Origin of the sequence: Arcicella aurantiaca (genome assembly GCF_003148625.1) — a bacterium.
In the GTDB taxonomy this organism is placed as follows: Bacteria; Bacteroidota; Bacteroidia; order Cytophagales; family Spirosomataceae; genus Arcicella; species Arcicella aurantiaca.
This window is the reverse complement of the sequence record NZ_QGGO01000005.1, coordinates 171,045-195,368: the sequence shown is the minus strand read 5'-3', so window position 1 is coordinate 195,368 and position 24,324 is coordinate 171,045. Positions and strand designations below refer to the sequence as shown.

The window sequence follows — 24,324 nt, the reverse complement described above, 5'->3', positions numbered from 1 at the left end:
TTCTAAATTACGAAGTCTTCCTAAAATTAACACATCTTTAATGACAACATAATCAAGAACACTATACCTAATTTCAATGATATGATATTGAAACGCTATACCGTCTCAATAACTTCTTCCTCTTCTACTTTTGTTTCTTCAAAAAGTTTGGCTTCTTGAATATCTTTAAGAGTTACTTGGAAGAATTTTTTATGAACATCAAACGATGCTTCTCCACATTCAGCAGGCGAGGCACAACGCTTAAATGAACCATCTTCTTGCATTTCATAGGCGTTTACATTGTCTTTGAAATTCCAGTATAGAATATGAATAGCCTGTTGTTTTACTTGCTGAGAATGAATTTCAAAAAGAGACTCAATTCTTCGGTCAAAACTACGCACCATAACATCTGCCGAACCTCCATAAACTTTAGGGGCATTATTGTTGTGGAAATAATAAATACGTGTGTGTTCCAAGAAATCACCTACTAATGAACGTACCGTAATATTATCAGAAAGTCCTTTTCTTTGAGGACGTAAACAACAAATTCCTCTTACAATCAATTTAATTGGTACGCCAGCCTGTGATGCTTTGTACAATTCATCAATCGTGATTTTATCTTGTAATGAATTGATTTTGATGCAAATACCACTTGTCAAACCTGCACGAGCATTGTCTGCTTCGTGGCGTATCATTTCTACCAAACGGTTACGCATATCTCTCGGAGCAGTGATTAAACGTTCGTAAGAATGAGGTTGCGAATGTCCTGTAATTACATTGAAAAACTCCGAAATATCTCTTGTCAAGACTTCATCAGTCGTTAAAAGTCCGATGTCAGTATAAAGTTTTGCGGTATCTTCATTATAATTTCCAGACGATAAATGAGCGTAGCTTCTTACTCTATCTCCTTCATTTCTAATTACTTGTAATAATTTTGTATGAGTTTTTAAACCCGGAATTCCATAAATTACAAAACAACCCGCTTTAGAAAGTCTCTGTGCTTCACGGATGTTATTCTCTTCATCGAAACGAGCTTTTACTTCAAATAATACTGAAACGTGTTTTCCGTTTTCGGCTGCATGAAGAAGTGCGTCTGCAATTCGAGAATTTTTTGAAATTCGGTATAACGTTATTTTAATTGCCAAAACCTGTGGGTCTTCAGCGGCTTGTTCCAACAGTTGCAAAACAGGCTCAAAATTATTGAAAGGGTGATGTAGCAAAATATCACCTGCTCTCATCGTTTCAAAAATATCTTCTGGCGTTTGGGTGCTTAAACCCAAAGCTGGAACTGCCGAACGCTGAACTGCCTGTTTACCTTTAAATTCTGGATGCTTGATAATTTGCCAAAAAGCGGTGAAATCTAAAAGGTTTTTAGAGAAAAAGATGCCATTTTTTTCTAACTTCCAACGTTTTAACATTACCTCCAACATCCATTCAGAACATCCCGCTTCCATTTCTACACGGGTTACTCTGCCCAAACGACGGTCTTTGATTTTTTTTCTGATTTCATCAATAAAATCGGTTTCTGAATCTTCATGTTCTACCACATCAAAGTCTCCATTTCGGGTCAGTCTGAACAATGAAACGGCTTCTATTTCTACATTTTTATAAAGTTTCCAGATTTCGTGACGGATAATATCTTCAATAGGAACAAAAAGGGTTTCGTCTTCTCTTTCAAAAATAAAAAAGCGTTTTAAGTTTTGTGGAATTTGTACAAAACTAATTTTTCTGCTTTCGTTTTTGTCATTGTCACTACGCTCATTTTCGCTTTTTGTAACTACACCAAAAATTAAAGTTTTGGCTAATAAACTCGGAAACGTATGCGTATGGTCAAAAACCATAGGCGTAAGCATTGGGTAAATTGTTCGATTGAAATATTCAAGAATTTGTTCTGTTTCTTCACTATTCAAATCGGAAATATTTACAATTCTAAATCCATTTTCTGAAAAATCTGGAACAATTTCTTCTTGGTAAAGTCTTTGTGCTTCTTCAATAAATGCCTGTGTTGCAGCCATTAAGGTTTTTTTGAAAGGTATTTCACGTAAGCCAGAGTAATCGGTACGTTCTTTCCCAAAATCAATATAATTGTATAATGACCCAACTCTAATTGAAAAAAACTCATCAAGATTTGAAGCCGTAATTGCCAAAAACTTCAACCTATCAAAAATATTTCTGCGTGTATCTCTTGCTTGGTCAAGGACACGTTCGTCAAATTTTAACCAACTTAAATCACGACTGATATAATCTGATTTTTCAATTACGTCATACGACTTGTTTATAACTTTTTCAAGACGACGTTTCTCCTCTGGCGTTTGCTTAGTATTCATAAAATTATTTAAAAAAGAAAAAAGATTCCCCACGAGAGAATCTTTTGCCCTACTGCGTTTAGTATATTTTGGAATCATTCCACTCATAGCCTACAAATTTACAAGATAATCTACGATGTTACATCAGATTTAAGGTTAAGAAATTGTTTCCTTTTTTGTGTATAAATTTATGGAATTTCAAGGAATAATTCTAAAACTGTTTTATTTTTCTATTGTTTCAACTTCCGTTTTTACTAAATCACTAATGTATTCTTCTAACTTTTTTAGGCTTTGAGGTGCTTGATAATAGTCCATAATCTTCTTGGTTTTCCCTTGGTCTGTAAATGAAATATAAGTGGTAGGGAAGTCTGAAATTTGGGCTGTATATTGGTTTTTGAAACTGAAAAAATGAGCAGTTCTAAATTTCTCTATCAACGAATTGACTGTACCTTGAGGAATTTTTTTTGATGAAATACCTTCTTTGGCTACATATTTGAACCCTTCATAAACAAGACTATCGTTATCAAAAATTATAACCTTAAAGGCTGGACAAGTTCCGTAGCAAGGCGTTTTTTCTAAATAAAAAACCTGACTTGGTACATTTACAAGTACAGATGTTGAGGCTACTTTTTTAGAACTTTGACACGCCTCTATTATTCCTAAAAATATCAATATGATTAGTAATCTAACTTTCATAACTGCATTAATTTAACGTATTTTTTAGACAAAATAGTATTTAAGAACTTGAAAATAAGGTTATTTGAGCATTATATTAGGTAAAAGGCGAATGGTAAACAAAAAAATTCGTTATTTTGTCTTTTATTAATAGCTATTATTTAAAACGATGAATGTAAAAAAACTCACAGACGAACAATTAGTAGCACTTTTCATAGATACTCAGAAGAATCTTTACTTTGAGCAACTTTATGATAGATATTCCGATAAGGTATATCGTAAGTGTTTATCGTTTGTAAAAGACGATGCTAAAGCTGAGGATTTTACCCACGATATTTTTCTGAAATTAGTCCTCAATCTTTCATCTTACAAAGAGACTGCCAAATTTTCAACATGGCTGTATTCAATTACTTATAATTATTGTATTGACCAAACTCGTATCTCCAAAAAATATTCGGAGGTAGGATTGGATGATAATTTTGACGCTCCCGACGACGACGACGACGCACAAATGGCCGAATTAGAAGCACAACAACTAAATAAGGCTATGCAGCAAATTTTGCCAGAAGAGAAATCTATTTTGATGATGAAATACCAAGATGATTTAAGTATCAAGGAAATCTCTGAATCACTCGATATTTCTGAAAGTGCCGTGAAAATGCGATTGTTGCGTGCGAAAGAAAAACTACGTAAAGTTTATCTCGAAGGTGTTTTATTCTGGGGAGTTGTCATTGCCAAATTAGTGAGTTTGTTTTTTAGAAATGATTAATATTCCTGTATAATAACCACACCATACAAATGACAGATAACGAAAATCCGTTTAAGCTAATTGAACCAGAGGGACAAGTGCCAGAAAGTTTAAAGAAAGCATTGGTTTCAGAAATTGATACAATCCGCAACACTTCAACATTGATTGATTTGTTTGTAGGAAATTTTATCAATACGCTTTCTGCTTCATTTTCTGGTGGTGAAAACAGTCAACAAGAAAGTTAAAAGAGGGTAATACCTCATTATTAAACCACATAAATATTTCCTTAACTAATTTATATTAAGTCATGCCAAATATTCAAGATATTCTGATTGATACCTTCCGAAAACTCTTAGAACAACTTACAGGTTTTGTACCTAAACTTATCGGTGCTATTATTTTACTAATTGTCGGAAAAATTGTAGCTCAACTTATTACCAAATTATTGCAAAAAGCACTTGAAAAATCAGGTTTTGATAAATTAGGTGATAAACTTAATGAAATTGATGTAATTAAGCGTTTTGGAGAATTGAAGTTGAGTGTCGTTATCTCAAAAACACTTTATTATTTTATTCTTTTAGTATTTATTACAGCCGCTACTGAAACGCTGGGCATGAAAGTGCTTACTGATATGGTGGCATCTTTGGTTAATTTAATTCCTAAATTGATTGCAGCCGCTATTATGCTTTTTGCAGGAATTATGATTGCTGATGCTCTGAAAAATGCAGTAATAAATGTTTCGAAATCTTTGAAAATCGAATCAGGGAAGTTGCTGGGTAATATCGTTTTCTTCTTCTTTTTGGTAATTGCCACGATTGCCGCTCTGAAACAAGCAGGAATTGAAACCAGTTTGTTGGAATCAAGTTTTAATTTAATCATTGGAGGAATTATCTTTGCTTTTGCCGTAGGTTATGGCATGGCTTCTCGTGATGTTTTGTCTAATATTCTTTCAAGTTTTTATACAAAAAATAAATTTAAAGAAGGTCAAATCGTTGCTATTGATGGAGTAAAAGGGGAGATTTTATCAATGGATACAACTTCAATCACTTTAAGTACAGGTGAAACCCAAACAGTTTTTCCTTTGAGTGTATTACAAAATAAGAAGGTTGAACTTTTTAGTTAATAGCCTTATCAATTGTTAACTTTTGTCAACGGATAGTTAACAAAAGTTACTTTATTGTTTGAAAATCGTTACGAGTATAAAAAAAATAATACTTTTACACTTTCTTATCTTCATTTGTAAGTTATTAGAGCCTAAATAGTGCTTTTGAAAAACTGAATTCACATCAAAATATCGTCATCTGACGGACAAAATCATTATTAAAAAACACCGTGAGGGACAGGCGTGTCCGTCTGTTTTATCGTTCCTTACAATAAAAAATAGCTATTTATGAAAAAACACGTTTCCTTATTTGTTGTCGTTGCTTTATTAATTACATCAAATTTATTCGCTCAAGAAGCAAAAAAAGATACTTCTTATTGGAAAAAGAAAACTCAATTTGGTTTTAATATCAATGAAGGTGGAGTTAATAATGATTTTGCAGCAGGTGGACAAAACTCTTTCGGTATTAATGCCTTTTTTAATACAAAAGGAGAATACGCAAAAGACAAAACAACATGGGTAAATGATTTACAGTTACAATTTGGATTAATCAATACCTATGGACAAGGTGGTACAGGCGTAAGAAAAAGTATTGACCGTATCTTCTTTGATACTAAAGTAGGACGTAAATTGTCTCCAACTTGGGCTTTAGTAGGCGGTGCCAACTTTCAAACACAATTTGCCAATGGTTATAAATATGGCGGAAATAAAGATGGTTCAAATATGTTGAATTCTGCCATTTTTTCACCAGCTTTCATAACGGAATATGTCGGTTTAGAGTGGAAACCAAAACCGTTTTTTAATGTAGTATTTGCTCCCGGAGCTTTAAGACAAACGGTTGTGTCTGATGATGCCGTTAGAGAAAAAGATGCAACAACGGGTGCATTGTTACCTGCTTATGGTGTTCCTGTTGGAAAATCAGTACAGAACGATGTGGGTATTATGCAAATTGTAGCCAATTTTGATAAAGATGTGGCAAAAAATGTAAATTTGAAATTACGTTATCAAATGTTTATGAATGCCAATCGTATAGAACATATTGATAATCGTTTGGACGCAAAAATGGCGGCTAAAATCAATAAATATTTCAGTGCAACTGCTGATTTAATTATTTTATATTACGATAATCAAAGTACAAAAATTCAAACAGCACATAATTTTGGTCTTGGTTTTCTTTACACATTTTAATATTTGAATAATTTACTCACATAAATCCCCAAACAAGCTATGTTAAACGAATTCAAAAAATTTATTGCACAAGGAAATGTCCTTGATTTGGCTGTTGCTGTAATCATTGGCGGAGCTTTCGGAAAAATAATAGGGTCATTGGTTGACGATATTATTATGCCGATAGTTGGCGTTGCCATTGGTGGAAAGAATTTCTCAGGAATGTCCGTAACCATCGGTGAAGCAACCATCAAGTATGGTAACTTTATTCAAATGGTGGTGCAGTTCTTGATTATTGCTTGGGTTATTTTTCTAATTGTGAAAGTGGCAAATAAAGCTGGTTTCACTGAGAAAAAAACCGATGAAAAAGCTTAATTGAAAATCTTAAAGAAATTACCTGTTTCTATGAAGAATTAGTCCAGCCCGAAGGTTTACTTTCGGGCTTTTTTATGCCAAAACAAAAATCCCCGCCATCGGCAGGGATTTTGTGTATTAACCTTTTCTAAAAATTCACACGAGAAGTGTAAATAGCCTTTGTGAATTATCCCATTTTAGGATTCACGTAATTTCTTTTGCATCAAAAAGTCCGTTTGAGCGTCGTCTCCGAGTTGGAAAATATGTGTTCCAAATACTTCAAAACCCCATTTTTGATAAAATGCAATAGCTTTTGGATTATGTTCCCATACGCCCAGCCAAAGACTTGTATAATTATTTTCAAGAGCGGTATCGATGCAACCTTGCATTAACAATGCTCCCAATTTTTGTCCGTGATATTGTTTCGTGATGTAGATTCGTTCAATTTCCAGAGCTTTTTGGTCTGGATTTTCCACTAAGTTTACCCGCAATTTAGCGTATCCAATTATCTCATTCTCCTGTTCAACAAGTAAAAATATGGTATTGGGAGTGGTAAGTTCATCTGAAATTTGCTTTTCATTGAATTTTTCATCGAGATAGGCTTGCAGATTTTCAGGTGTATTTTGATTTCCGTAGGTTTCCACAAATGTTTTTGCCCCGATTTCACATAGTTGTTCAACATCGGTAATGTTCGCAATACGTATATAGTGGTTTCTGCTCATTTCTGTACAAAAGAATAAAATTCTATTTATAATAAAAAATACTTAATTTGCATTAATTAATAACAAAAACGCATTAAATGGAATTTCGTCAGTTACAAAATTTTCTGTGCGTTGCTTCTGAATTACACTTCTCAAAAGCGGCAGAGAAATTATTTATCGCACAGCCTGCACTTAGTAGGCAAATTCAGCAATTAGAAGAGAATTTAGGCGTTTTACTTTTTGAAAGGGATAAACGTAATGTAAAATTGACGCCTGCGGGTGAGTATTTGCGAGATGAAGCATCGCAGATTTTATCCCAATTAGAAAATATTAGCAAACGAACACAGCTTATCCATAAAGGAGAAGAAGGGGAAATTAGGTTGGGTTATCCCGGTTCGGCGATTTATTCTGTCATTCCGCCACTTTTATCTAATTTACGTTTACATTATCCGCATATAAAATCTAAATTATCAGAGGTTTTGGAAGATGATTTATTCGGGAATTTGAAAAATTATCAGCTTGATGTTGGTTTTATTCGTGAACCATTTTCGGATAAACAAATTGCCAGTAAGGTGATTTTTGAGGAGTGTTTTTCATTGGTAGTGCCTGATAATCATAGAATTACGCCTGATAATTTTGTTAGTTTGAGACAGGTGAAAGATGAGCCATTTATTCTTCCACCACGTTATACGGGTTCGGTGTATTATGATATGCTTGTGCGTATGTGCGAACGAGAAGGTTTTGTGCCAAATGTGGTGCATGAGTCAAATTATGGAGCAACCATTTTGCGTTTGGTTGAACATAATTTGGGCGTTTCATTAATGCCGATTTCTTATCGTTTTAGTTCTGCCATGCGGTTAAACTTTATAGAATTGACTAATATTCCAGAACGAACACATCTTTCAATGGCTTGGCGGAAAGATGATACCAATCCTGTGTTGCATAATTTTCTAAAAGTAGCTGATATGGTGACATTTAATCCTTGATTTAGCGGATAAACTATTTTACAAACATCAATAACTAAAAAACTCATTATCTTTGAGTAATTATTTTTAAACGGTCTAAAAACATCATGGAAGCAATATTTGAGCATCCCCTTCAAGATAAAGTAGAAACAGCTTTAGATAAAATTCGCCCTTATCTAAAAGCTGATGGCGGAAATGTGCGAGTTCTTGAAATTACGCAAGAAAATACGCTACGATTGGAATTAACAGGAGCGTGTGGTTCGTGTTCAATGTCGGCAATGACTTTTAAAGGTGGTATTGAAGATACTATCAAACGAGAAGTTCCTGAGATTTTAAAAGTAGAGGCAATCAATATTAATTAAATTGATATAAGTAGGAGCGAGCATCGCTCAGTTAAAATGTAGTTGTTAGTGTTGAAACTTGTTATTAATCAGGTTATTCCAACATTCTTATTTTTGACGAATACTTTACAATAAAAATGTCTTCAAAGCTGATATTAGCATCAAACTTGAAGGTAAATTTTTGCAGAAAATATTTAAGAAAAGCATAACGAGTTAATGAAAATAGGCATTTTTTTTGGCGGTCCCGCCCGTGAGAGAGAAATTAGTTTTGCAGGTGGTAAAACTGCTATGGAGAACATCGATAAGTCTCTTTTTGAACCCGTACCAGTATTTGTAGATGGTTGCGGAAACTTCATTTTACTAAAACCCGAATTGGTTTATGCTCCTTCAATTCGTGATTTTTATCCTCCAAAATCTTATCAAGGCGACTATCAAATTTATTCAGAATCATTAGGTCAATTGTCTGATGATGAGTTAGAAACCATGATTTCGTCGGTTGGGGTACGCATTACGCCAGATAAATTTGCTGAACATTTCAAATTTGCTTTTATCGCTATGCACGGGCCAGCCTGTGAAGATGGAAGTATTCAAGGACTTTTGGAATGGTACGGAATGCCATATTCTGGACCAAGTTTGATGGGGTCATCGATTGGGATTGATAAAATTGCCCAAAATGATTTAATCAAATTAGCAATTGGACTTGATAAAAAGACCACTACGCTAACTCGTGCTTATTTTGAGAAAAATGAGGCATCTGCGGTTTTTGAAGAAATTAAAGCAAAAGTTGGTCTGCCCTTCGTGGTAAAAGCACCGCATCAAGGTTCGTCGATTGGAGTAGCTTTTGTCAAAAAAGATTCAGTTGAAGATTTCGAAAAAGCCGTAAAACAATGTTTGTTTATCAGAGAAGTGTCTGAAAATGAATGGAATAGTGCAGATAAGCATGAGTTTGTTCAACGCATGGCTAATTTGGATGAAGGTATTGGTTTGCCAGTTTCTTTGAACGGTGAAGTTGTGTATCATCCGCAGGAATTATTAGAAAAATTGAATAATATTTTTGACGGAACTACAAAAACTTCATCTTTAATTTCCATGAATTCGGAAGATGCTGTTTTGATTGAAGGTTTTGTGAAAGGACAAGAATTTAGTTGTGGCGTAATTCAAACACCTGATTGTGAGTCTGTTGCTTTACCTCCAACTGAAATTATAGCAGCCGTTGAAGTTTTTGATTTTAAAGCGAAATATCAATCTTCTGCAACTCGTAAGAAAATCCCTGTTGATACTGCTTTAGAGAATAATCAGCAGATTCAGCACGATGTAAAAGCTACTTTTGATGCTTTGAAATTTGGTGTTTGTACTCGTATTGATGGATTTTTAACGCCAGACGGAAGAGTAATTTTGCACGACCCAAATACGATTCCGGGAATGTCACCTACTTCGTTGATTTTCAAGCAAATGGCAGAAATTGGCATGAACGTAACTGACGCCATTACGTACTTTATTCGTCAGTCAATTCGTGAGCGTATCAGAGTTGGGAAGAATACATTTAAGTTTCAACAATTACTTGATAAATTAGATTTAGCCATTGCTCAACGAGTGGCAGAATTGCCAAAACGTAAAAAAGTAGCCGTAATTTTTGGAGGATATTCTGCTGAAAATCAAGAGGAAAGCTATGTGAAAGCTCGTAAGGCTTTTGGTAAATTAGCGGCTTCTTCGGAATATTTACCGATTCCTGTTTTTGTGACAGAAGATGGAAAATATCATCAATTGCCCATCAATTTGATGTTCAAAGAATTTGCAGAAGACATTATGAAATTATTAGACGGAACAGTTCATCCGTTAATCGTTTCAACCCGTAAAAAAGCAGAACCAATCACTTTACATTTTACAGGAAAACTTTTAGAAAGCGTAAAAATCATTGACACTTTAACAGGGTTTGATTTTGGCGTGTCTTGTGGGGAGGATTTGGTAGTTGATTTGCCTGCGTTGGCTTTTTAAGTAAAAAATTCCTTGCCGATGTGATTGGCAAGGGATTTTTTAAATACATTTTATCTCAGTTTGACCGTTTATAGCCTGCTTTTTTCGCTCCCACAGTCCATTGAATAAATAAATATCCTCCATCAAAATTATAACTTGAATTGCAAACTGACGGTTTTCCATCTGGAGCTTTCAGACACAGTTTTCCTGCTTGTGTAAACCACCGATACCCCGCATTCATAACTGTTTGAATATCTTTATTTAGTTCAAGTTCGCCAATGGCACTAACGTCGATATTTGTCCCGTAAGAAATCATAGATACTCGGGTTGCCTCTTGCATAGTTCCGTCGGGAAAAAATGTCAAATATGTGTCCGAATTAACACCTCCGCTTGTATAAGTTTTTACTTGATACCACTTGCCAATTAGATTTGGGTCACGATTAAGCCCATCATTTGCTTTGGGTTTTACGGAAGCTTGAGGAGCGGTTTTTGTTTCGGCTTTTTGAAATTCACCCATGAGTATAATTAACTCATTTTGTAAAATAACGAACCCAATAATATTACCCTCCTGAGCCATTTTGAAGGTGAAAACTGTTCCGTCTTTATACGTTAAAGTTCCTAAATAGATGCTATTATCCTTTTTCCCTGCAAGTGTGTAACTATCATTTTGACCATCAGTAGTAATAAAAAGTGTTCCTGATACATTTAAACCATTTGTCTGAATATTCAGGGTACTTGGTACTTGAATATTAGCTTTTTGCTGTACCAAAGTACCTTGATAATTGCCAGAAGTGAGTTGTCCAAACATTTGAAATGACAAAGAATAAATGAAGAATGAGAATATGAGGGCTTTCATAGAGCGATGGTAAGTTGTAAACTCTAAATTAAAGATTTCTTATTAAAATTTATTCTTTTGTCGGGGTGATTGATTGAGTGGTTAATTTTCCTTACTTCTAAAAAATAAAGCTCCCAAGGCGATTAAAAGCCAAATCGTTAAATCAATAGCCATTGTATTATAAAATTCAATTTTACGTACATAAACGTTAAACCCATAAATTATGATTGCCAAAAGCGTTAAGAATGCAACCGCCGACAGCCAGCCTTTTCTGGTATTTTTATCGGTAGAGTGATAAGCGATATAACCCCAATAGCCCATTGCGATTTGGTAGCCACCCAAAAAATTGACAAAAGCCTGTTCATGCACACTGTCGGGGTGAGCGTGAAAATATTCCAATGATAAACTCGGAGCAAAAAGAGCAGGAAGACCCAACAGTAAACTGTAAATCGTTACCATTAGGATGAATGTGTTTGTTTTCATGGATTGATTGTTTGGTTTATGATAATCTTAATCGTTCTAAAATTGTCACTGTAAATACATTTTAAATTTTTAAAGAATGTTTTATGCGATTAATTGTAAGCGTTTACTAACTTCAGCACGTCGCCGTCTGGAGATGGACGCTTGTAAATTATTGGTCAAAAATGCCTCTTCATGGAGTCTGTCAATGCGTAAAAGATGGTCGCAATTGATAATGAAACCTCGGTGAGTTCTGAGGAAATTGTAGTTTTCTAAAAGGCTTTCAAAAAGTTTTAACGTTCTTGGAACGAGTGTTTTACGTCCGCCTTTTAGATAAATAAGTGAATAATTGATGTCTCCTTGAATCATGATGATTTCATGGAGTGGGATGATTTTTTTGGTACGGAGAAAATAGATTTTTTCTCGTGATATTTCGCAGAAATGTTGAGATGATGTTTCCATTTTGGTTCGTGTTGGAGATAAGAATTTGAGGCTTAGTCGGGAAGAAGAAAAAAGCACGAACAGATTTTTGTATTTTTTTTAAGAAAATCTGAAATCAATAAAAAATGGCAACTCAGTTTTTAGTATTTTTTTCTATATTTATCCTATCGAAAATTCGTAATAAATAGACTTATTTTAACCGCTCCAATTTTTGAATATTAACCACCAATAACGAATTACCCATTAGCTACTTCATTTATATCCGTTTTCATTATGCCATTCTTTCGTAAAACGCTCACTGACTCAGAACTTATAGATGGAATCTTGACGGGAGGACAACAACAACGGTATTATGAAAATTATCTCTACGACCAATACCTGTACTTAATTCGTGATGCCGTCAGAAAGCATCAATTAGATGACGAAGATGCTTCCATTGTCTATTCAGATACAATTTTGACCAGTATCGAAAATATACAGAGAGGACGTTTTGAAGGGCGTTCTACAATCAAAACCTATATTCATCAAATTTTCTCGAATAAATGTGTTGATGTAATTCGTAAAAAAACGACTAAGCACTCATTGGATTATCAGCGGGTATCGCTACAAGATTTGCTAATGCCCATTCCTGATAATAAGCGTTCAATTTTGGTGGACATCATCAAGCAACAAGACTATTCACAGCTCAATAATTTTATCAAACGACTTGGCGAACGTTGCCAAGAAATTTTAAAACAATGGAGTGAAGGTTTTACTGACGAAGAAATCGCCAAAGAATATCAATATACTTCGGCAGGCGTGGCACAGACTACTCGGTTGAGATGCTTAGAAAAATTAAGAGAGTTTTACAAAGCGAAATAAAAAATCACACCTAAACAAACCGTAAGGAAAACTTAAAATTTAATGACTTACGACATAATGGTTTATAGATATGTGGGAAACGATAGATAATTATTTTCAGGGAAAATTAGGAATAACTGAAAAAGAAGCCTTTAAAGCCCGACTGGAACTCGACAAGAATTTTGCCGAGGAGGTAGCTCTTTATCTTCAAACAAAAACTCATTTACAGGAAGAAAAGCTTCGTCAGCGTCATGCCGAATGGTTGCCAAACCGTCAGCGTGGGAAAAAAGTTGTCATTTATCAGCGTGTAGTTGTGGGTATTGCAGCATCATTGGTATTGATAATGTTTGGATGGTTATTCTTGAAAAAGCCAGAACTGACACCAGAGCAAATGGCTACGGAATATATTGAGCAGAATTTTGATAAACAGATGGGCGTATCAATGTCTGACAATGCAGATAGTTTGGCAATTGGGAAACAGTTAGCAATTGAAGGAAAGGTAAATGAAGCCCTCAAAATATTTGATGAATTGATAAAAAATGACTCAACGAATTTTCAAGCAAAAAAAATCGCAGGAATTGTTAGTGTAAAAGCAAAGTATTACGACAAAGCCATCAAATACTTCGATGTACTCGGAAAGCAACAAGGTTTACAGTCTAATGCAGGATATTTTTATGAGGCTCTCGTTTTGTTAAAAACTAATTTACCGAATAATAAAATAGTAGCAAAAAACTTGCTTGAAACAGTCGTAAAACAGAACTTAGAAGGTAAACCTGAAGCAGAGAGAATATTGGAGTATTGGTAGCACATTATTAACCTTAAAAACTACTAAGATGAAGAAATTAATTATTGCTTTGCTCTGCCTACTTGTCCATTTTGCTGATGCTCAGAATGGTAAGAAAAAACTTCCAAATAATCCTTCTCCTGTAAATCCGCACCCAGATACTACAATTAATGATACTCGATTTGTTTGGTATAAAGGAGGGTATGTGGCAAGAGATCAAAAAATTATATTGTTAGATAAAAATTCTGCAAAGTATAAATTGTTTAAAAAAGATAAATTATTAATTAGTATAAGACAATCTCACGCTGATAAACTACATGTTCCTATTGATTCCATTAAGGTTTTAAGATCCTGCGATTGTGATGAAGAACTATATTTGTTAGGGGCAAGTAATCTTTATTCAACTGCTGTAATACCCGACCCAGACGGCTCATCAGGAGGTAGTGGTGATAATAATGGTTATACTGGTAGCCCTAATCCAGAGACAGAGCTAACAGGACTAAATAATCCTTTAAATCCTTTTAGTATAAATACATTTAAATCTGATTCATCTCAAAAAGAAATAATAGATTTTTGCAAACTTAATTTGCCTATAAAAATTGCATATATTGATGGAGGATTAAGAAATTCTGATCCTAACTTATTTGCAAGTTATAGACATTTTTATTACTTGTATGGAGATTTTGGAACATGGAGAAACCCTAATAATGATAAATTCTATGGTTACAATTTTACTACGTCTCCTAAGAGTCAGAATATCGAGGAAGATGGGTGTCCACATGGGGTAAATATAAGCCATATTTTAGCAGGAGAATTTAGGCATAATGCTCCCGATGGGACTCTTATGGAAGCCTCTGTCAAAATAATGCCTTTAAAAGTATTCCAAAATGGCAAAGGCAATTTATTTGATGCTCTATGTGCAATTCTCTATGCTCAGAAGAATAGATTTGATATTATAAATTGTAGTTGGGGACATAAAGGAGTAAGCAACCCAATTTTTGAAAAAATTATCAAGTCCCTCGAAATTGATAATATTATGGTTGTAGCTTCAGCGGGAAATGATTGTCAAGAATTAGGATCTAATAATTATGGACATTACCCTGCAATGTTTAGTAAGCGGTTTAGTAATGTCATAAGTGTTACTACTGTGATAGACCCCCCAAATGCTTTACCTACTTTAATAACTTCATCAGGAAGCACTGATACACCATGTGTACCTGATAATTTTTGTGGAAATTATGGTAGAGATTATGTGAATGTAGGTTATCGAGGTGGCACAACATTTCAAGTAAGAATAGGCTACCCATTAAGTCAGTCTGCTTTGTATGGAACATCTTATGCAGCAGCACATATAACAGGTATGCTTGCCAATAATTACTTAAAATACTTGAAAATTCGTAGAGATAATATCTTGAATACAGGAAGTAGTCCAAGTATTAGGGATATTTTTCTTAATGATACAAGCCTATTTGAAAAAGATATTATTGGTTATCCGTATATAAAAAATGGTAAAATAAACAAACGCTAATATATGCTAAAAGGGCTATTTCTAATTGGTTTTTTAGTTTTAATAAATACTTTCATTTTAAAGGCTCAGTGCATTTCAGAGAAAGATATTTCCAATAAAATTACCTTTTTCAATGAGAATAGCATCACTGTAAAAGATTCAGTGATGCTATTCTTGTATAAAACAAATTATGAGAAATGTAATTATAAGAAAGACTCTTGTTATGCAAAAATTCTTTATTTGATTGGACTGTATTACTTCCAAAATCAAAAGTTTTCAGAAAGCCTATCTTTTTCTCAACAAGCACTCTCTATTTTTAACCTAAACTCATTGAGTTATATTAAATCACTAAACAGTATTGCAGATTCAAAAAGAAAACTGAAACATTATCAAGAATCAATTAACATTTATTTACAAGTAATAAGTAAAGCGGAATATTTATCATTAGCCTGGCATCTTTCCTCTAATGCACATCGATATATTGCTAATATTCAGTATCGAAGCGGAGAATTTCAAAAAGCAATTGAAAGTACAATCTTAGGAGAAAAAATTGGTATAAAAGCTAATCAAAAGCAGTTAGTTGTTGAAAATCTAAGAGAACGAGCAAAAGCACTAAATGGCTTGAATAGAACTCAGGAAGCTGAGGATGCAATAAATAGAGCTATTGAACAATGTGATACTGAAAGTAATTTAGCTATTCTTTATCAAACAAGAGGTTTTATTTTTGTAAATAAAAAAGACTATAAGGGAGCTTTAGAGTCTTTTTTATTGGCTTCTTCTCTTTTTCAAAAATACAAGGACTACATCAATTTTAATCTTACATGTATTGATATAGGTTTTCTATATTATGACTCTGCTCATGACTATGAAAAAGCTTTATTCTATTATAATTTAGGGCTAAATAATTTTTCTAATTCTTTTACCAAAGTTCAACTTTACGACAATATTGGAGCCGTTTATTGGAAACAAAAAAACTTCAAAAAAGCATTAGCGTTTTATCAAAAAGCATTAACTACAAAAGATTTTTTCAAATTTGATAACCCCGATATTACAACTTTACCTTCGGTCAAAGATTTACAAATTGCGGATTATAAACGTACATTTTTAATAATTTTGGAAGATAAAGCGTTGGCTTGGCTCGACTATTATAAATTTCAACACAACAAAAAACACCTTCAAAACGCTCTAGATACCTACAAAACCGCCGACCGTATGATTGATATTATGCGTTGGGAGCAAACAGGCGAGCAATCAAAATTATTTTGGAGAAAGAAAACCCGTAGTATTTACCAAAATGCTATCGAAACGTGTTTTCTCTTGAATAAACCCGAAGAAGCTTTTTACTTTTTCGAGAAAAGTCGTGCCGTGATGCTTAATGACCGTCTGAAAGAATTGGGAGCAAAACAATTACTTTCTCCAGAAGACCAACAACAAGAAAGTAAATACCAATTGGAGGTTGACAATGCTCGAAAATTAGTCAATAATGGTAAAATCAATGAAGAAAATCAGCAAAAATTATTGAATGCCGAAAATGCCCAAACAACATTTTTGAAGCAAATCGAACTGAAAAATCCTACGTATTACCGCTATAAATATGATACTTCTACGGTAAATATTAGAGATTTGCGGAGGAAACTTAAAGACCAGTCATTGGTAGAATATTTTGTGGGAGAGGAGGTTGTTTATGCCTTTGTTTTATCTCAAAACACCATGAAATTACATCAAATTAAAGCCAATAATTATGGTAGTGTTTCAAATGAAATCTTAGCAATGATGGCGGATGAAAATGCCCTCAATAAGCAATTTGTGAAGTATTTGCGTTTAAGTAATCAGTTTTATACTCAATTTGTTAAACCACTTGCTTTGCCAAAGGGACGTGTTTCTATTTCGCCCGATGGAGTAATTTTACCATTTTCTGCTCTTAGTTTTTCCCCAATGCAGGCGGAATATTTAGTGAAAGATTATGCTTTTAGCTATACTTATTCTGCCAAATTTTTAAATCAAAACAAGGAACAAATTGCTTCTAAATCGTTTTTGGGAATTGCACCAGTGAGTTTTAAAAATAATCAACTCAAACTAACAGGGTCTGATGTTTCTTTACAAAAAATCGCCAGTCATTTTTCTTCGCCACAATTATTATTGAATGAAAAGGCTTCTCGAAGGAGTTTTTTGGAAATGATGGACAATTATCAGATTGTTCAGCTTTACACTCACGCATTAGCCAACGATACAACGGCTCAATTGTATTTTGCAGATTCGATAATTAAAGCTTCGGAACTGACAACCAAAACTTTATTACCAACCGAATTAATGGTTCTTTCGGCGTGTCAAACAGGTATTGGTAAGGAGGAAAAAGGAGAGGGAATTTTTAGTTTAGCAAGAAGTTTTGCGATGTTGGGCATTCCGTCAACACTTACAACATTATGGGAAGTTGATAATCAGGCGACGTATCAAATTACAGAATTGTTTTACCAATATCTTGCCAAAGGTTTACCCAAAGATTTAGCTTTACAAAAGGCTCAGAATGAATATTTATCGCAAAATACCTCTGGTTTAAGTATGCCAAATTTTTGGGCAGGTTACGTTTTAATTGGCGATAGCACCGCTTTGGATAGTCACCATTATTGGATATACTGGGTTGGTGGAATATTTCTGTTGTTGGTATTAGGATATTTTATAAAGAAGAAAACCCGCTTTCACAAGTTGTAAGGTATATACTTACTGCTCAAACTTCACAATTTGTATTTTTCCCTGATTGGCATTTCCATCTACTTTTTGCAAAGGAGCTCCGATAAATATAGTATTTGATTTTGTATTAATGCTGACTGCTCTGCCATAACCATAGCCTTGTTTGGGGTTGGGGTCGGTAATCTCACTTATTTCTGTATTCCAGTTAGTACCATTAAATTTTAGTAATCTGGCATATCCAAAACTATTACCAGTACTTCCTCCTGGCACTATTCCCGAAAGGCCACTACCCAAAGTTAAATAGATATTATTGCAGTCACTCCCTTTCATAATTGACTGTGTAAAACCCATGCCTAATGAGCCATTCCCACCGCCATTTCCAGAATTTGGAATAGTTGTAACCGTAAAATTAGCAACATTGCCAACGATAGAACTAAGCGTTAAATCACTAACTCTACCTATGCCTGTTGTTCTTCCAGGAGAACCTGCAATTACTTTTTGACATTCAAAACAATTGCCGACACTGTACCCAAAAAGTTCGTTATCCAAACCATCTGTTGGGACAATTTTCGCCACATTTACCCATGTTGAAGAGCCCAATGCTTTGCGATAAACTAATACTGAACCAACATTAGTTTTGCTGATTTCGTCATCATAGGGAGCTCCTGCAAATGCCCATACTTCATCAACATTGACATCGTAGTATAATGATACTGATAAACCTAACGAATCACCTGCAAGTCCATTTGGGTCAACTAAATTGGCATCTAAATTCCACTGTAAAGTATTGGGATTATACTTATAAATGTAGATTTCGCCCCTTCCACTGTTTGCTCCAGAAGCCCCCACCACGACATAACCTTTGCCTGTATTGTCATCAATATTTTTTCCATTAATATCAACGGATCTGCCAAAATGAGCATTAGCGGCTTTTCCTGCGGCATCTCCTGCTACAATCTTTTGTTTGAAGGAGTAGTCATCGAATATATAAGCACTTCCACTATTTACATTTGTAGAATCATCTAATGACGAACCAACAATAAAAGCTTCTGAAGTGTTGATTTTATCGACAGCAACAGCATTTCCAAAACCATCACCTGCAAGAACAGTATTGGGTGTATTGGCATCAAAAGACCATAAATTATTCCTCATAAATCTTAATCGATACATCGTTCCTCGACCAGAATTATCTCCAGGAGCTCCCACAATTCCCAGTGTACCATTGGTTCCACCTAATGAAATAGCTGTTCCTGTACGGTCGCCTGCTGCTCCATTTTGGTCGGTTCTATCTGTCGGTTGTTTATATACAGACGATGCTTGATTGGCGAGTTGATTCCATTTGTTGGTATTGAAAAACCAAAAGCTATCGGTTGAAGTATCAAAAACCATTAAGCCATCAATTGGCGAAACTATCGCTAATCTTTGACCAGTTGTCATACGGGGTGGAACAAACCCTTTCGTTGTTGAATTAAGCTGAAAAACTGCACTTGCGTTTGGACTACCACCACCAATAGCTATTTGTGCTTTCGCAGAAAAGATTATTGATAAAGAGATAAGTAACAGGATAAATGATTTCATGGGTTGTTTATAGATTTTGAATAACTACTCTGAACAGAATTTGCTTAACATTTTCTTTACGTTTTGTTGATTCCCAATTCGTCGAGACACATTGGCGACCAAATTATTTTCCATAAGCAATTCTTTATCATCCATTTTGAAATCGTGTATATAATTTGGATTAATAATAAAACTGCGATGAACACGAAGAAAACCATGTTGGGCAAGGTCGTTTTGATAAGTCATAAGCGTATGGGAAAAAAGGCGTTTTCTTCCACCATCCAAATGAAAAACAGTATAATTAGCAAGCCCTTCGAGCATGATAATTTTTTCCACTAACAGGACAATTTTGCGTTTGTAGTCAACTACGAGATGTTCTTTCCCGTGATGAAATATAAGATTCGACATGAGTTTTATGAGGAAAGAGTTTGTAAAATAGATATGACAAACTTATACCATTAAAAATCATGAGGAAACTACTAATATTAGTAGGTGAGGAGGACGGGGAAGATTAATGCCCCAATCGTTTTCAGACTAAATGCCTTTGTATGGCTTGAGAAATGGCTTCTGTGGCAGAATTTACATGAAGTTTTCGGTAGATATTTTTGAGATGAAAATTAACCGTTGAATAACTAATACCACATTCTGAGGCAATCATTTTGTAACTCATGCCTTTCACTAAACATTCTAAAACTCGTTGTTCTGTTGTGGATAATGCTTGAAATTCTTGTTGTTTTTGATTTTGTTGCATGAACATCGTCATGACTTTTCGGGCAATGGCGGGCGACATTGACGAGCCTCCCTGATATACTTCAATAATGGCATCAAGGTATTTTTCTGGACTTGAATCTTTTAGAATATAACCACTTGCTCCTGCACAAATGGCTGCAAAAATCCGTGCATTATCTTCAAAAACTGTTTGAATAAGCACCTGAATATCATTTTGTTGTGCTTTGATGAGTTTTAACGCCTCAATTCCCGAAATCCCTGGCATTTGAATATCCATTAAAACAACATCAGGTTTATCTTTTTTGATGACACGCAATACGTCATTGGCATTTGGATACGCTCCAACCAAGAACAATTCTTCTGAAAGGCTAACCGTTTCAGAAAGAAATTCCCTAATTTCTGTATTATCTTCAAAAATGCAAACTCGTATCATCGTAAGCGTGGTTTATTTTAGGTAGAAATAAACGTAAAACTATTATCTAATGGTCTGTTTTTCAACTACTAATATTAGTAGGAAAATGAAATTAATGCTAAACTTTGAATGTCAGATTTAAAGTTGTTCCTTGTCCGATTTTTGAATTAATATCAAATTTTGCTTTCAATCTGTTTGCTCTATTTTGGAAATTTAACAGACCATTTCCATTGCTTAAAATGCTGGTATCAAAGCCTTTACCATTGTCTTTTATGGTCAAATGAATACTTTGGTGATGCAATTGTATCTCCATATTTACTAAATCTGCTTCTGAATGTTTAGCCATATTATTGACGGCTTCTTTGATAAAAAGATAAAAATCTCGGCGGTAATCAATTGGTAAAATGAAGTTTCGGAGGTGTTCGTCTATCTTTAAATTTACCGTTATTTGTTTGCTTTCAAGGGTTTCGGTAGTGAATTTTATAATTCTGTCCAACCATTCGTCCGACTCATCATTGCGTGGATTCATTTCCCAAACATTTTCTCGAACTAAATTTAAAATGTCTCGTGATTTCTCACTTATTTTAGTGAAAATCAATTCATTGGGAGATAATTCTTTTTGTGCTTTTCTTCGATTTGATTCAGAAAACATCGTTAAACTACTCAATGAAGCCGCTAAATCATCATGTAAATTGGCAGCAATTTCATCTCTCAGATATTGTTGTCGCTCCTTTTCTAATTGCTCTTGTCTGAATTTATCCCCCAAAGCCAACGAAAAAAGTACCATTTCAATCATTGAGCCAATCATCAAATAATAATCCTGATTTTCAGCAGAAAGTACGCCGAAGTTTTTCAAAATCACACAGAATGACGCCAACATCAACGCACTAAAAGCTAAAAGTGAAAAATAGGCAGTTTTTTGTCTTAAAATGGCAAGTTTGATATTCACATAAAAGAACCAAAGAACTAAGAAAACCAAGATAATAATGCCGATAATATTAGAATACCAGCGGTAAAATAGCGTACTAATGCTTATCAGAAAAATAATGAACCAAGATACATACGTTGAAAATTGATGCCAATTAGGAAGGTGCTTTTTTAAATTCCAGAAGTTGCGTAAAAAGTAAATCATGAACAAATTTGACCCAAACATGAAAACAATTACACCTCGGTCGTTAATAAAGCTGTTCGACCATAAATATTGAAAACCATAGCCGTATAAATCTGCTTGAAGTAAACCAAAAGTGAGGGCATAAAAGACATAGAAAATATAGGTTTTGTCTCTGATTGTCAGCCACAAAAAGAAATTGTACAACGAAATAAGCAGAATAAAACCAAAGTAAATTCCCCAAATCAAATTCCGATTAGCAAGATGTTGATAGAGTTTATGTTCTTCCCAAAAAGTAATAGGAAATTTTAAATCTTCGCTACTATTGGCTTGTAAATAAATGATATAATTGGCTGATTTTTCAAGATTCTTTAAGTCGAAAAATATATTCCTATCAGCTATTGAATAAGAATTAAATGGTTGATAATCACCAGTTTTTGAGTGGAAAATGATGTGGTTGTTTTTTGTCAGAAAGAACGATAAATGATTAATTCGTGGATTATCAATTTCCAAAAACCAACGTTTAGAGGATTGATTTTTTACGGCAATTTTCAACCAAATATTAGCCGTTCCGTAGCCAAAATTGGGAATAAAAGAATCGTTTTTTTGAAAGTTTTTCTCAAATTGTTGTGATGAAATATCTTTGGCAGAATAAAGATGTTTTTTATCTTGAAACGTCCAACAATTAAGATTTAAAGGAATTTCATTTAAGGTATCCGAGAGCGTTATTTCTTGTGCAAATATGGGAACTTGCAAGAAGAAAAGAAGCCCCCAAATGAGTATTTTCATGATTAGTTTGATTATCCAATTAAAGGTATTGATAATTAACGCTAATCGCAATTTTGAAAATTATTTCTGGATGAATCGTACAATTTGTCGATAAAAAAGCCAACGTTTTTGCGTTGGCTTTACTGATTATTTGGAGTAAATCACAATTGGCGTTGTTTGTACAATATTGCTTGCATTCAAGGCTCTATCTTTAATTTGTATCTCAAATTTTACAGTATCCTTTTTTCCTGTTAGTAATGGTATTCCTTGAAAAACATTGTATTCAAAAGTTGCTGAATAATCAATTGTTCCTTCAATTGGACCAGGTTTTGAGCCTTGTTTAAATCTGATAGGAATATTTCCACCAAACTTTTCTTTAGGATTACTTTTTACAAATTTTCCATTTTTTGAAACCCATATATTAACGATAAAAGTCTGTAAACTATCGCCTGTGGTCTTTTTTAGTTTCGCTAATTCCTCGGTGGTAAATCCTAAATCTCCATCTCCATCTTGAAAATCAACCGTCATAATTACCGAATCTTTTTTAGAAATGCCCAATAAACCCTGAGTTTCGGTAGTCAGTAATTGAATTTTATTAAAACCAATGGAAGGTACGTTACTAAAATCAGGTTCGCTTACGCAAGCAAACATAAAAAGGAATAAAGCTGGTATATAGAGTATTTTATTTTTCATATTTAAAAACGCTTGCCCATCATAAAATTAAATAGATATTCATATTTTGGGCTGATTGAAATATGAATATTAAACGAAAAATAATGTCGGTTGTTGTTTGAAAACCTCGTAAAGATAATGATTTGACGTAATTTTGTTATACGATTCTCAATCGTTTATATTAAAATTCATGCAACAGGCTCAAATACTCAAACGAAAAGTTTTACAAATGGAATCCAAAGATTTTGACACTTTGGCTTTGGAAGTTTTTCGTTATCAGGCAGAGCATAATTCTGTCTATCAAAAATATCTTCAATGTCTTCAAATTCAAATAGATAGCGTTCGAAGCATTGAGCAAATTCCTTTTTTGCCAATTGAATTTTTCAAGACTCAAACAGTTGTGTCAGGTATTTTTGAACCTCAAACTACCTTTGAAAGTAGTGGAACAACGGGTATGAATACTTCACGACATTATGTAAAAGACCCCAAATTTTATCTAAAGGTTGCAGAGCAAATTTTTGAAAAATTCTATGGTAAACTTTCCGACTTCAAGATTTTGGCTCTTTTGCCCTCATATTTAGAGAGAACCAATTCTTCTTTGGTCTATATGGTTGAGCATTTTATTCAAAAAAGTGGCAATCCTAATTCTGGTTTTTATTTAGATAATTACGAAAAATTAGCCGAAGCTTTAAGAGACGATAGGAGAGAAGACAGAAAAGAAAATGATAATTCCGATATTCAAACATCGAATATTGAATATCGAAATAAAAAAACTTTACTCATTGGCGTAACTTTTGGGCTTTTGGATTTTGCAGAATCTGGGATTGACTTATCTTTTTTGCAAAACCGTGACGACTTAATTGTGATGGAAACAGGAGGAATGAAAGGGCGTAGAAAAGAACTTTTGCGTGAAGAAGTTCACGAAATTTTGACTAATGCTTTTGCGGTAAAATCCATTCATTCTGAATACGGAATGACTGAATTATTGTCGCAAGGATATTCTTATGGCGAAGGTATTTTTGATTTACCTGTTTCTATGCGAATACTCTTGCGTGATGTGAACGACCCATTTACATACATCAATAATGCTCGTTCGGGCGGAATAAATGTTATTGACCTTGCCAATATAGATTCGTGTTCTTTTGTCGAAACCAAAGATTTGGGCAGTTATCAGTTATCAGTGAACAGTGAGCAGTTATCAGTGAACAGTGA

Annotated in this window: 24 protein-coding genes; 13 read left to right on the top strand and 11 right to left on the bottom strand. The window is 34.1% G+C overall.

Features of this window, described 5'->3' with window-relative positions:
* Nucleotides 1-95 precede the first annotated feature (95 nt).
* Both ppk1 and LV89_RS06655 read right to left on the bottom strand, forming a co-directional pair.
* The gene (gene ppk1 / locus LV89_RS06660) at nucleotides 96-2,306 is read right to left on the bottom strand and encodes a polyphosphate kinase 1 (RefSeq protein WP_109742173.1); all 2,211 of its coding nucleotides are present in this window, start codon (nucleotides 2,304-2,306) and stop codon (nucleotides 96-98) included.
* Between the two features lie 201 nt (nucleotides 2,307-2,507).
* Nucleotides 2,508-2,981, bottom strand: a complete 474-nt coding sequence (locus LV89_RS06655) for a DUF6438 domain-containing protein (protein WP_109742090.1) — start codon at nucleotides 2,979-2,981, stop codon at nucleotides 2,508-2,510.
* Nucleotides 2,982-3,129: 148 nt separating this feature from the next.
* Here LV89_RS06655 and LV89_RS06650 point away from each other — a divergent pair, with 148 nt between their 5' ends.
* The 5 genes from LV89_RS06650 (at nucleotide 3,130) to mscL (ending at nucleotide 6,352) form a co-directional block, all read left to right on the top strand.
* Entirely contained in the window at nucleotides 3,130-3,729 is a 600-nt protein-coding gene (locus tag LV89_RS06650) for an RNA polymerase sigma factor (RefSeq protein WP_109742089.1), read from the top strand.
* Nucleotides 3,730-3,758: 29 nt separating this feature from the next.
* Nucleotides 3,759-3,953 carry a hypothetical protein gene (locus LV89_RS06645; RefSeq protein ID WP_109742088.1) on the top strand — a complete coding sequence of 65 codons (195 nt, stop codon included), beginning with the start codon at nucleotides 3,759-3,761 and terminating at the stop codon, nucleotides 3,951-3,953.
* Nucleotides 3,954-4,015: 62 nt separating this feature from the next.
* Nucleotides 4,016-4,831, top strand: a complete 816-nt coding sequence (locus LV89_RS06640; RefSeq protein WP_109742087.1) for a mechanosensitive ion channel family protein — start codon at nucleotides 4,016-4,018, stop codon at nucleotides 4,829-4,831.
* 267 nt (nucleotides 4,832-5,098) lie between these two features.
* Nucleotides 5,099-5,998, top strand: coding sequence for a DUF3078 domain-containing protein (locus tag LV89_RS06635; RefSeq protein WP_109742086.1), 900 nt, complete (start codon nucleotides 5,099-5,101; stop codon nucleotides 5,996-5,998).
* 39 nt (nucleotides 5,999-6,037) lie between these two features.
* On the top strand, nucleotides 6,038-6,352 hold the full coding sequence (gene mscL, locus LV89_RS06630) for a large conductance mechanosensitive channel protein MscL (RefSeq protein WP_109742085.1): 315 nt from the start codon (nucleotides 6,038-6,040) through the stop codon (nucleotides 6,350-6,352).
* A gap of 176 nt (nucleotides 6,353-6,528) precedes the next feature.
* Here mscL and LV89_RS06625 read toward each other — a convergent pair whose 3' ends face one another.
* A complete protein-coding gene (locus LV89_RS06625) occupies nucleotides 6,529-7,053 on the bottom strand; it encodes a GNAT family N-acetyltransferase (protein ID WP_109742084.1) in 525 nt (174 codons plus the stop codon).
* Between the two features lie 77 nt (nucleotides 7,054-7,130).
* Here LV89_RS06625 and LV89_RS06620 point away from each other — a divergent pair, with 77 nt between their 5' ends.
* From LV89_RS06620 to LV89_RS06610, 3 genes are all read left to right on the top strand, one after another.
* A complete protein-coding gene (locus LV89_RS06620) occupies nucleotides 7,131-8,018 on the top strand; it encodes a LysR family transcriptional regulator (protein WP_109742083.1) in 888 nt (295 codons plus the stop codon).
* Nucleotides 8,019-8,104: 86 nt separating this feature from the next.
* Complete coding sequence (locus tag LV89_RS06615) at nucleotides 8,105-8,359, top strand: NifU family protein (RefSeq protein ID WP_109742082.1); 255 nt, start codon at nucleotides 8,105-8,107, stop codon at nucleotides 8,357-8,359.
* 195 nt (nucleotides 8,360-8,554) lie between these two features.
* The gene (locus LV89_RS06610) at nucleotides 8,555-10,333 is read left to right on the top strand and encodes a D-alanine--D-alanine ligase family protein (protein WP_109742081.1); all 1,779 of its coding nucleotides are present in this window, start codon (nucleotides 8,555-8,557) and stop codon (nucleotides 10,331-10,333) included.
* Between the two features lie 55 nt (nucleotides 10,334-10,388).
* On the opposite strand, the gene LV89_RS06605 is transcribed toward LV89_RS06610, so the two are convergent.
* The 3 genes from LV89_RS06605 to LV89_RS06595 all read right to left on the bottom strand — a co-directional run bounded on the left by LV89_RS06605 (nucleotide 10,389) and on the right by LV89_RS06595 (nucleotide 12,068).
* The gene (locus LV89_RS06605; RefSeq protein ID WP_109742080.1) at nucleotides 10,389-11,168 is read right to left on the bottom strand and encodes a hypothetical protein; all 780 of its coding nucleotides are present in this window, start codon (nucleotides 11,166-11,168) and stop codon (nucleotides 10,389-10,391) included.
* Nucleotides 11,169-11,249: 81 nt separating this feature from the next.
* Complete coding sequence (locus LV89_RS06600; RefSeq protein ID WP_109742079.1) at nucleotides 11,250-11,630, bottom strand: hypothetical protein; 381 nt, start codon at nucleotides 11,628-11,630, stop codon at nucleotides 11,250-11,252.
* Nucleotides 11,631-11,711: 81 nt separating this feature from the next.
* Nucleotides 11,712-12,068, bottom strand: coding sequence for a LytR/AlgR family response regulator transcription factor (locus LV89_RS06595; RefSeq protein WP_109742078.1), 357 nt, complete (start codon nucleotides 12,066-12,068; stop codon nucleotides 11,712-11,714).
* A gap of 252 nt (nucleotides 12,069-12,320) precedes the next feature.
* Between LV89_RS06595 and LV89_RS06590 the strand changes: the two genes are divergently transcribed.
* The 4 genes from LV89_RS06590 to LV89_RS06575 all read left to right on the top strand — a co-directional run bounded on the left by LV89_RS06590 (nucleotide 12,321) and on the right by LV89_RS06575 (nucleotide 17,887).
* The gene (locus tag LV89_RS06590; RefSeq protein WP_109742077.1) at nucleotides 12,321-12,908 is read left to right on the top strand and encodes an RNA polymerase sigma factor; all 588 of its coding nucleotides are present in this window, start codon (nucleotides 12,321-12,323) and stop codon (nucleotides 12,906-12,908) included.
* Nucleotides 12,909-12,978: 70 nt separating this feature from the next.
* Nucleotides 12,979-13,692, top strand: a complete 714-nt coding sequence (locus LV89_RS06585) for a tetratricopeptide repeat protein (RefSeq protein ID WP_109742076.1) — start codon at nucleotides 12,979-12,981, stop codon at nucleotides 13,690-13,692.
* A 28-nt stretch (nucleotides 13,693-13,720) separates the two neighbouring features.
* The gene (locus tag LV89_RS06580; RefSeq protein WP_109742075.1) at nucleotides 13,721-15,199 is read left to right on the top strand and encodes a S8 family serine peptidase; all 1,479 of its coding nucleotides are present in this window, start codon (nucleotides 13,721-13,723) and stop codon (nucleotides 15,197-15,199) included.
* A gap of 3 nt (nucleotides 15,200-15,202) precedes the next feature.
* Entirely contained in the window at nucleotides 15,203-17,887 is a 2,685-nt protein-coding gene (locus LV89_RS06575) for a CHAT domain-containing protein (protein ID WP_109742074.1), read from the top strand.
* A 9-nt stretch (nucleotides 17,888-17,896) separates the two neighbouring features.
* Here the strand turns inward: LV89_RS06575 and LV89_RS06570 are convergent, their stop codons facing one another.
* The 5 genes from LV89_RS06570 to LV89_RS06550 all read right to left on the bottom strand — a co-directional run bounded on the left by LV89_RS06570 (nucleotide 17,897) and on the right by LV89_RS06550 (nucleotide 23,133).
* Entirely contained in the window at nucleotides 17,897-19,444 is a 1,548-nt protein-coding gene (locus tag LV89_RS06570) for an FG-GAP repeat protein (protein WP_109742073.1), read from the bottom strand.
* 24 nt (nucleotides 19,445-19,468) lie between these two features.
* Nucleotides 19,469-19,831 carry a LytR/AlgR family response regulator transcription factor gene (locus tag LV89_RS06565; protein WP_109742072.1) on the bottom strand — a complete coding sequence of 121 codons (363 nt, stop codon included), beginning with the start codon at nucleotides 19,829-19,831 and terminating at the stop codon, nucleotides 19,469-19,471.
* Nucleotides 19,832-19,952: 121 nt separating this feature from the next.
* Nucleotides 19,953-20,585, bottom strand: a complete 633-nt coding sequence (locus LV89_RS06560; RefSeq protein WP_109742071.1) for a response regulator — start codon at nucleotides 20,583-20,585, stop codon at nucleotides 19,953-19,955.
* Between the two features lie 97 nt (nucleotides 20,586-20,682).
* Nucleotides 20,683-22,461, bottom strand: a complete 1,779-nt coding sequence (locus tag LV89_RS06555) for a sensor histidine kinase (protein WP_109742070.1) — start codon at nucleotides 22,459-22,461, stop codon at nucleotides 20,683-20,685.
* 126 nt (nucleotides 22,462-22,587) lie between these two features.
* The gene (locus LV89_RS06550; protein WP_109742069.1) at nucleotides 22,588-23,133 is read right to left on the bottom strand and encodes a hypothetical protein; all 546 of its coding nucleotides are present in this window, start codon (nucleotides 23,131-23,133) and stop codon (nucleotides 22,588-22,590) included.
* Nucleotides 23,134-23,302: 169 nt separating this feature from the next.
* Between LV89_RS06550 and LV89_RS25080 the strand changes: the two genes are divergently transcribed.
* On the top strand, nucleotides 23,303-24,324 hold a 1,022-nt coding region (locus tag LV89_RS25080), incomplete at its 3' end, for an acyl transferase (RefSeq protein ID WP_109742068.1).

Coding starts and splice junctions, on each gene's coding strand:
- LV89_RS06550 (WP_109742069.1), bottom strand. CDS start 23,133: ATGAAAAATAAAATACTCTATATACCAGCTTTATTCCTTTTTATGTTT.
- LV89_RS06570 (WP_109742073.1), bottom strand. CDS start 19,444: ATGAAATCATTTATCCTGTTACTTATCTCTTTATCAATAATCTTTTCT.
- LV89_RS06605 (WP_109742080.1), bottom strand. CDS start 11,168: ATGAAAGCCCTCATATTCTCATTCTTCATTTATTCTTTGTCATTTCAA.
- LV89_RS06650 (WP_109742089.1), top strand. CDS start 3,130: ATGAATGTAAAAAAACTCACAGACGAACAATTAGTAGCACTTTTCATA.
- LV89_RS06565 (WP_109742072.1), bottom strand. CDS start 19,831: ATGTCGAATCTTATATTTCATCACGGGAAAGAACATCTCGTAGTTGAC.
- LV89_RS06590 (WP_109742077.1), top strand. CDS start 12,321: ATGCCATTCTTTCGTAAAACGCTCACTGACTCAGAACTTATAGATGGA.
- LV89_RS06640 (WP_109742087.1), top strand. CDS start 4,016: ATGCCAAATATTCAAGATATTCTGATTGATACCTTCCGAAAACTCTTA.
- LV89_RS06595 (WP_109742078.1), bottom strand. CDS start 12,068: ATGGAAACATCATCTCAACATTTCTGCGAAATATCACGAGAAAAAATC.
- LV89_RS06610 (WP_109742081.1), top strand. CDS start 8,555: ATGAAAATAGGCATTTTTTTTGGCGGTCCCGCCCGTGAGAGAGAAATT.
- LV89_RS06645 (WP_109742088.1), top strand. CDS start 3,759: ATGACAGATAACGAAAATCCGTTTAAGCTAATTGAACCAGAGGGACAA.
- mscL (WP_109742085.1), top strand. CDS start 6,038: ATGTTAAACGAATTCAAAAAATTTATTGCACAAGGAAATGTCCTTGAT.
- LV89_RS06580 (WP_109742075.1), top strand. CDS start 13,721: ATGAAGAAATTAATTATTGCTTTGCTCTGCCTACTTGTCCATTTTGCT.
- ppk1 (WP_109742173.1), bottom strand. CDS start 2,306: ATGAATACTAAGCAAACGCCAGAGGAGAAACGTCGTCTTGAAAAAGTT.
- LV89_RS06615 (WP_109742082.1), top strand. CDS start 8,105: ATGGAAGCAATATTTGAGCATCCCCTTCAAGATAAAGTAGAAACAGCT.
- LV89_RS06655 (WP_109742090.1), bottom strand. CDS start 2,981: ATGAAAGTTAGATTACTAATCATATTGATATTTTTAGGAATAATAGAG.
- LV89_RS06620 (WP_109742083.1), top strand. CDS start 7,131: ATGGAATTTCGTCAGTTACAAAATTTTCTGTGCGTTGCTTCTGAATTA.
- LV89_RS06635 (WP_109742086.1), top strand. CDS start 5,099: ATGAAAAAACACGTTTCCTTATTTGTTGTCGTTGCTTTATTAATTACA.
- LV89_RS06560 (WP_109742071.1), bottom strand. CDS start 20,585: ATGATACGAGTTTGCATTTTTGAAGATAATACAGAAATTAGGGAATTT.
- LV89_RS06600 (WP_109742079.1), bottom strand. CDS start 11,630: ATGAAAACAAACACATTCATCCTAATGGTAACGATTTACAGTTTACTG.
- LV89_RS06625 (WP_109742084.1), bottom strand. CDS start 7,053: ATGAGCAGAAACCACTATATACGTATTGCGAACATTACCGATGTTGAA.
- LV89_RS06575 (WP_109742074.1), top strand. CDS start 15,203: ATGCTAAAAGGGCTATTTCTAATTGGTTTTTTAGTTTTAATAAATACT.
- LV89_RS06585 (WP_109742076.1), top strand. CDS start 12,979: ATGTGGGAAACGATAGATAATTATTTTCAGGGAAAATTAGGAATAACT.
- LV89_RS06555 (WP_109742070.1), bottom strand. CDS start 22,461: ATGAAAATACTCATTTGGGGGCTTCTTTTCTTCTTGCAAGTTCCCATA.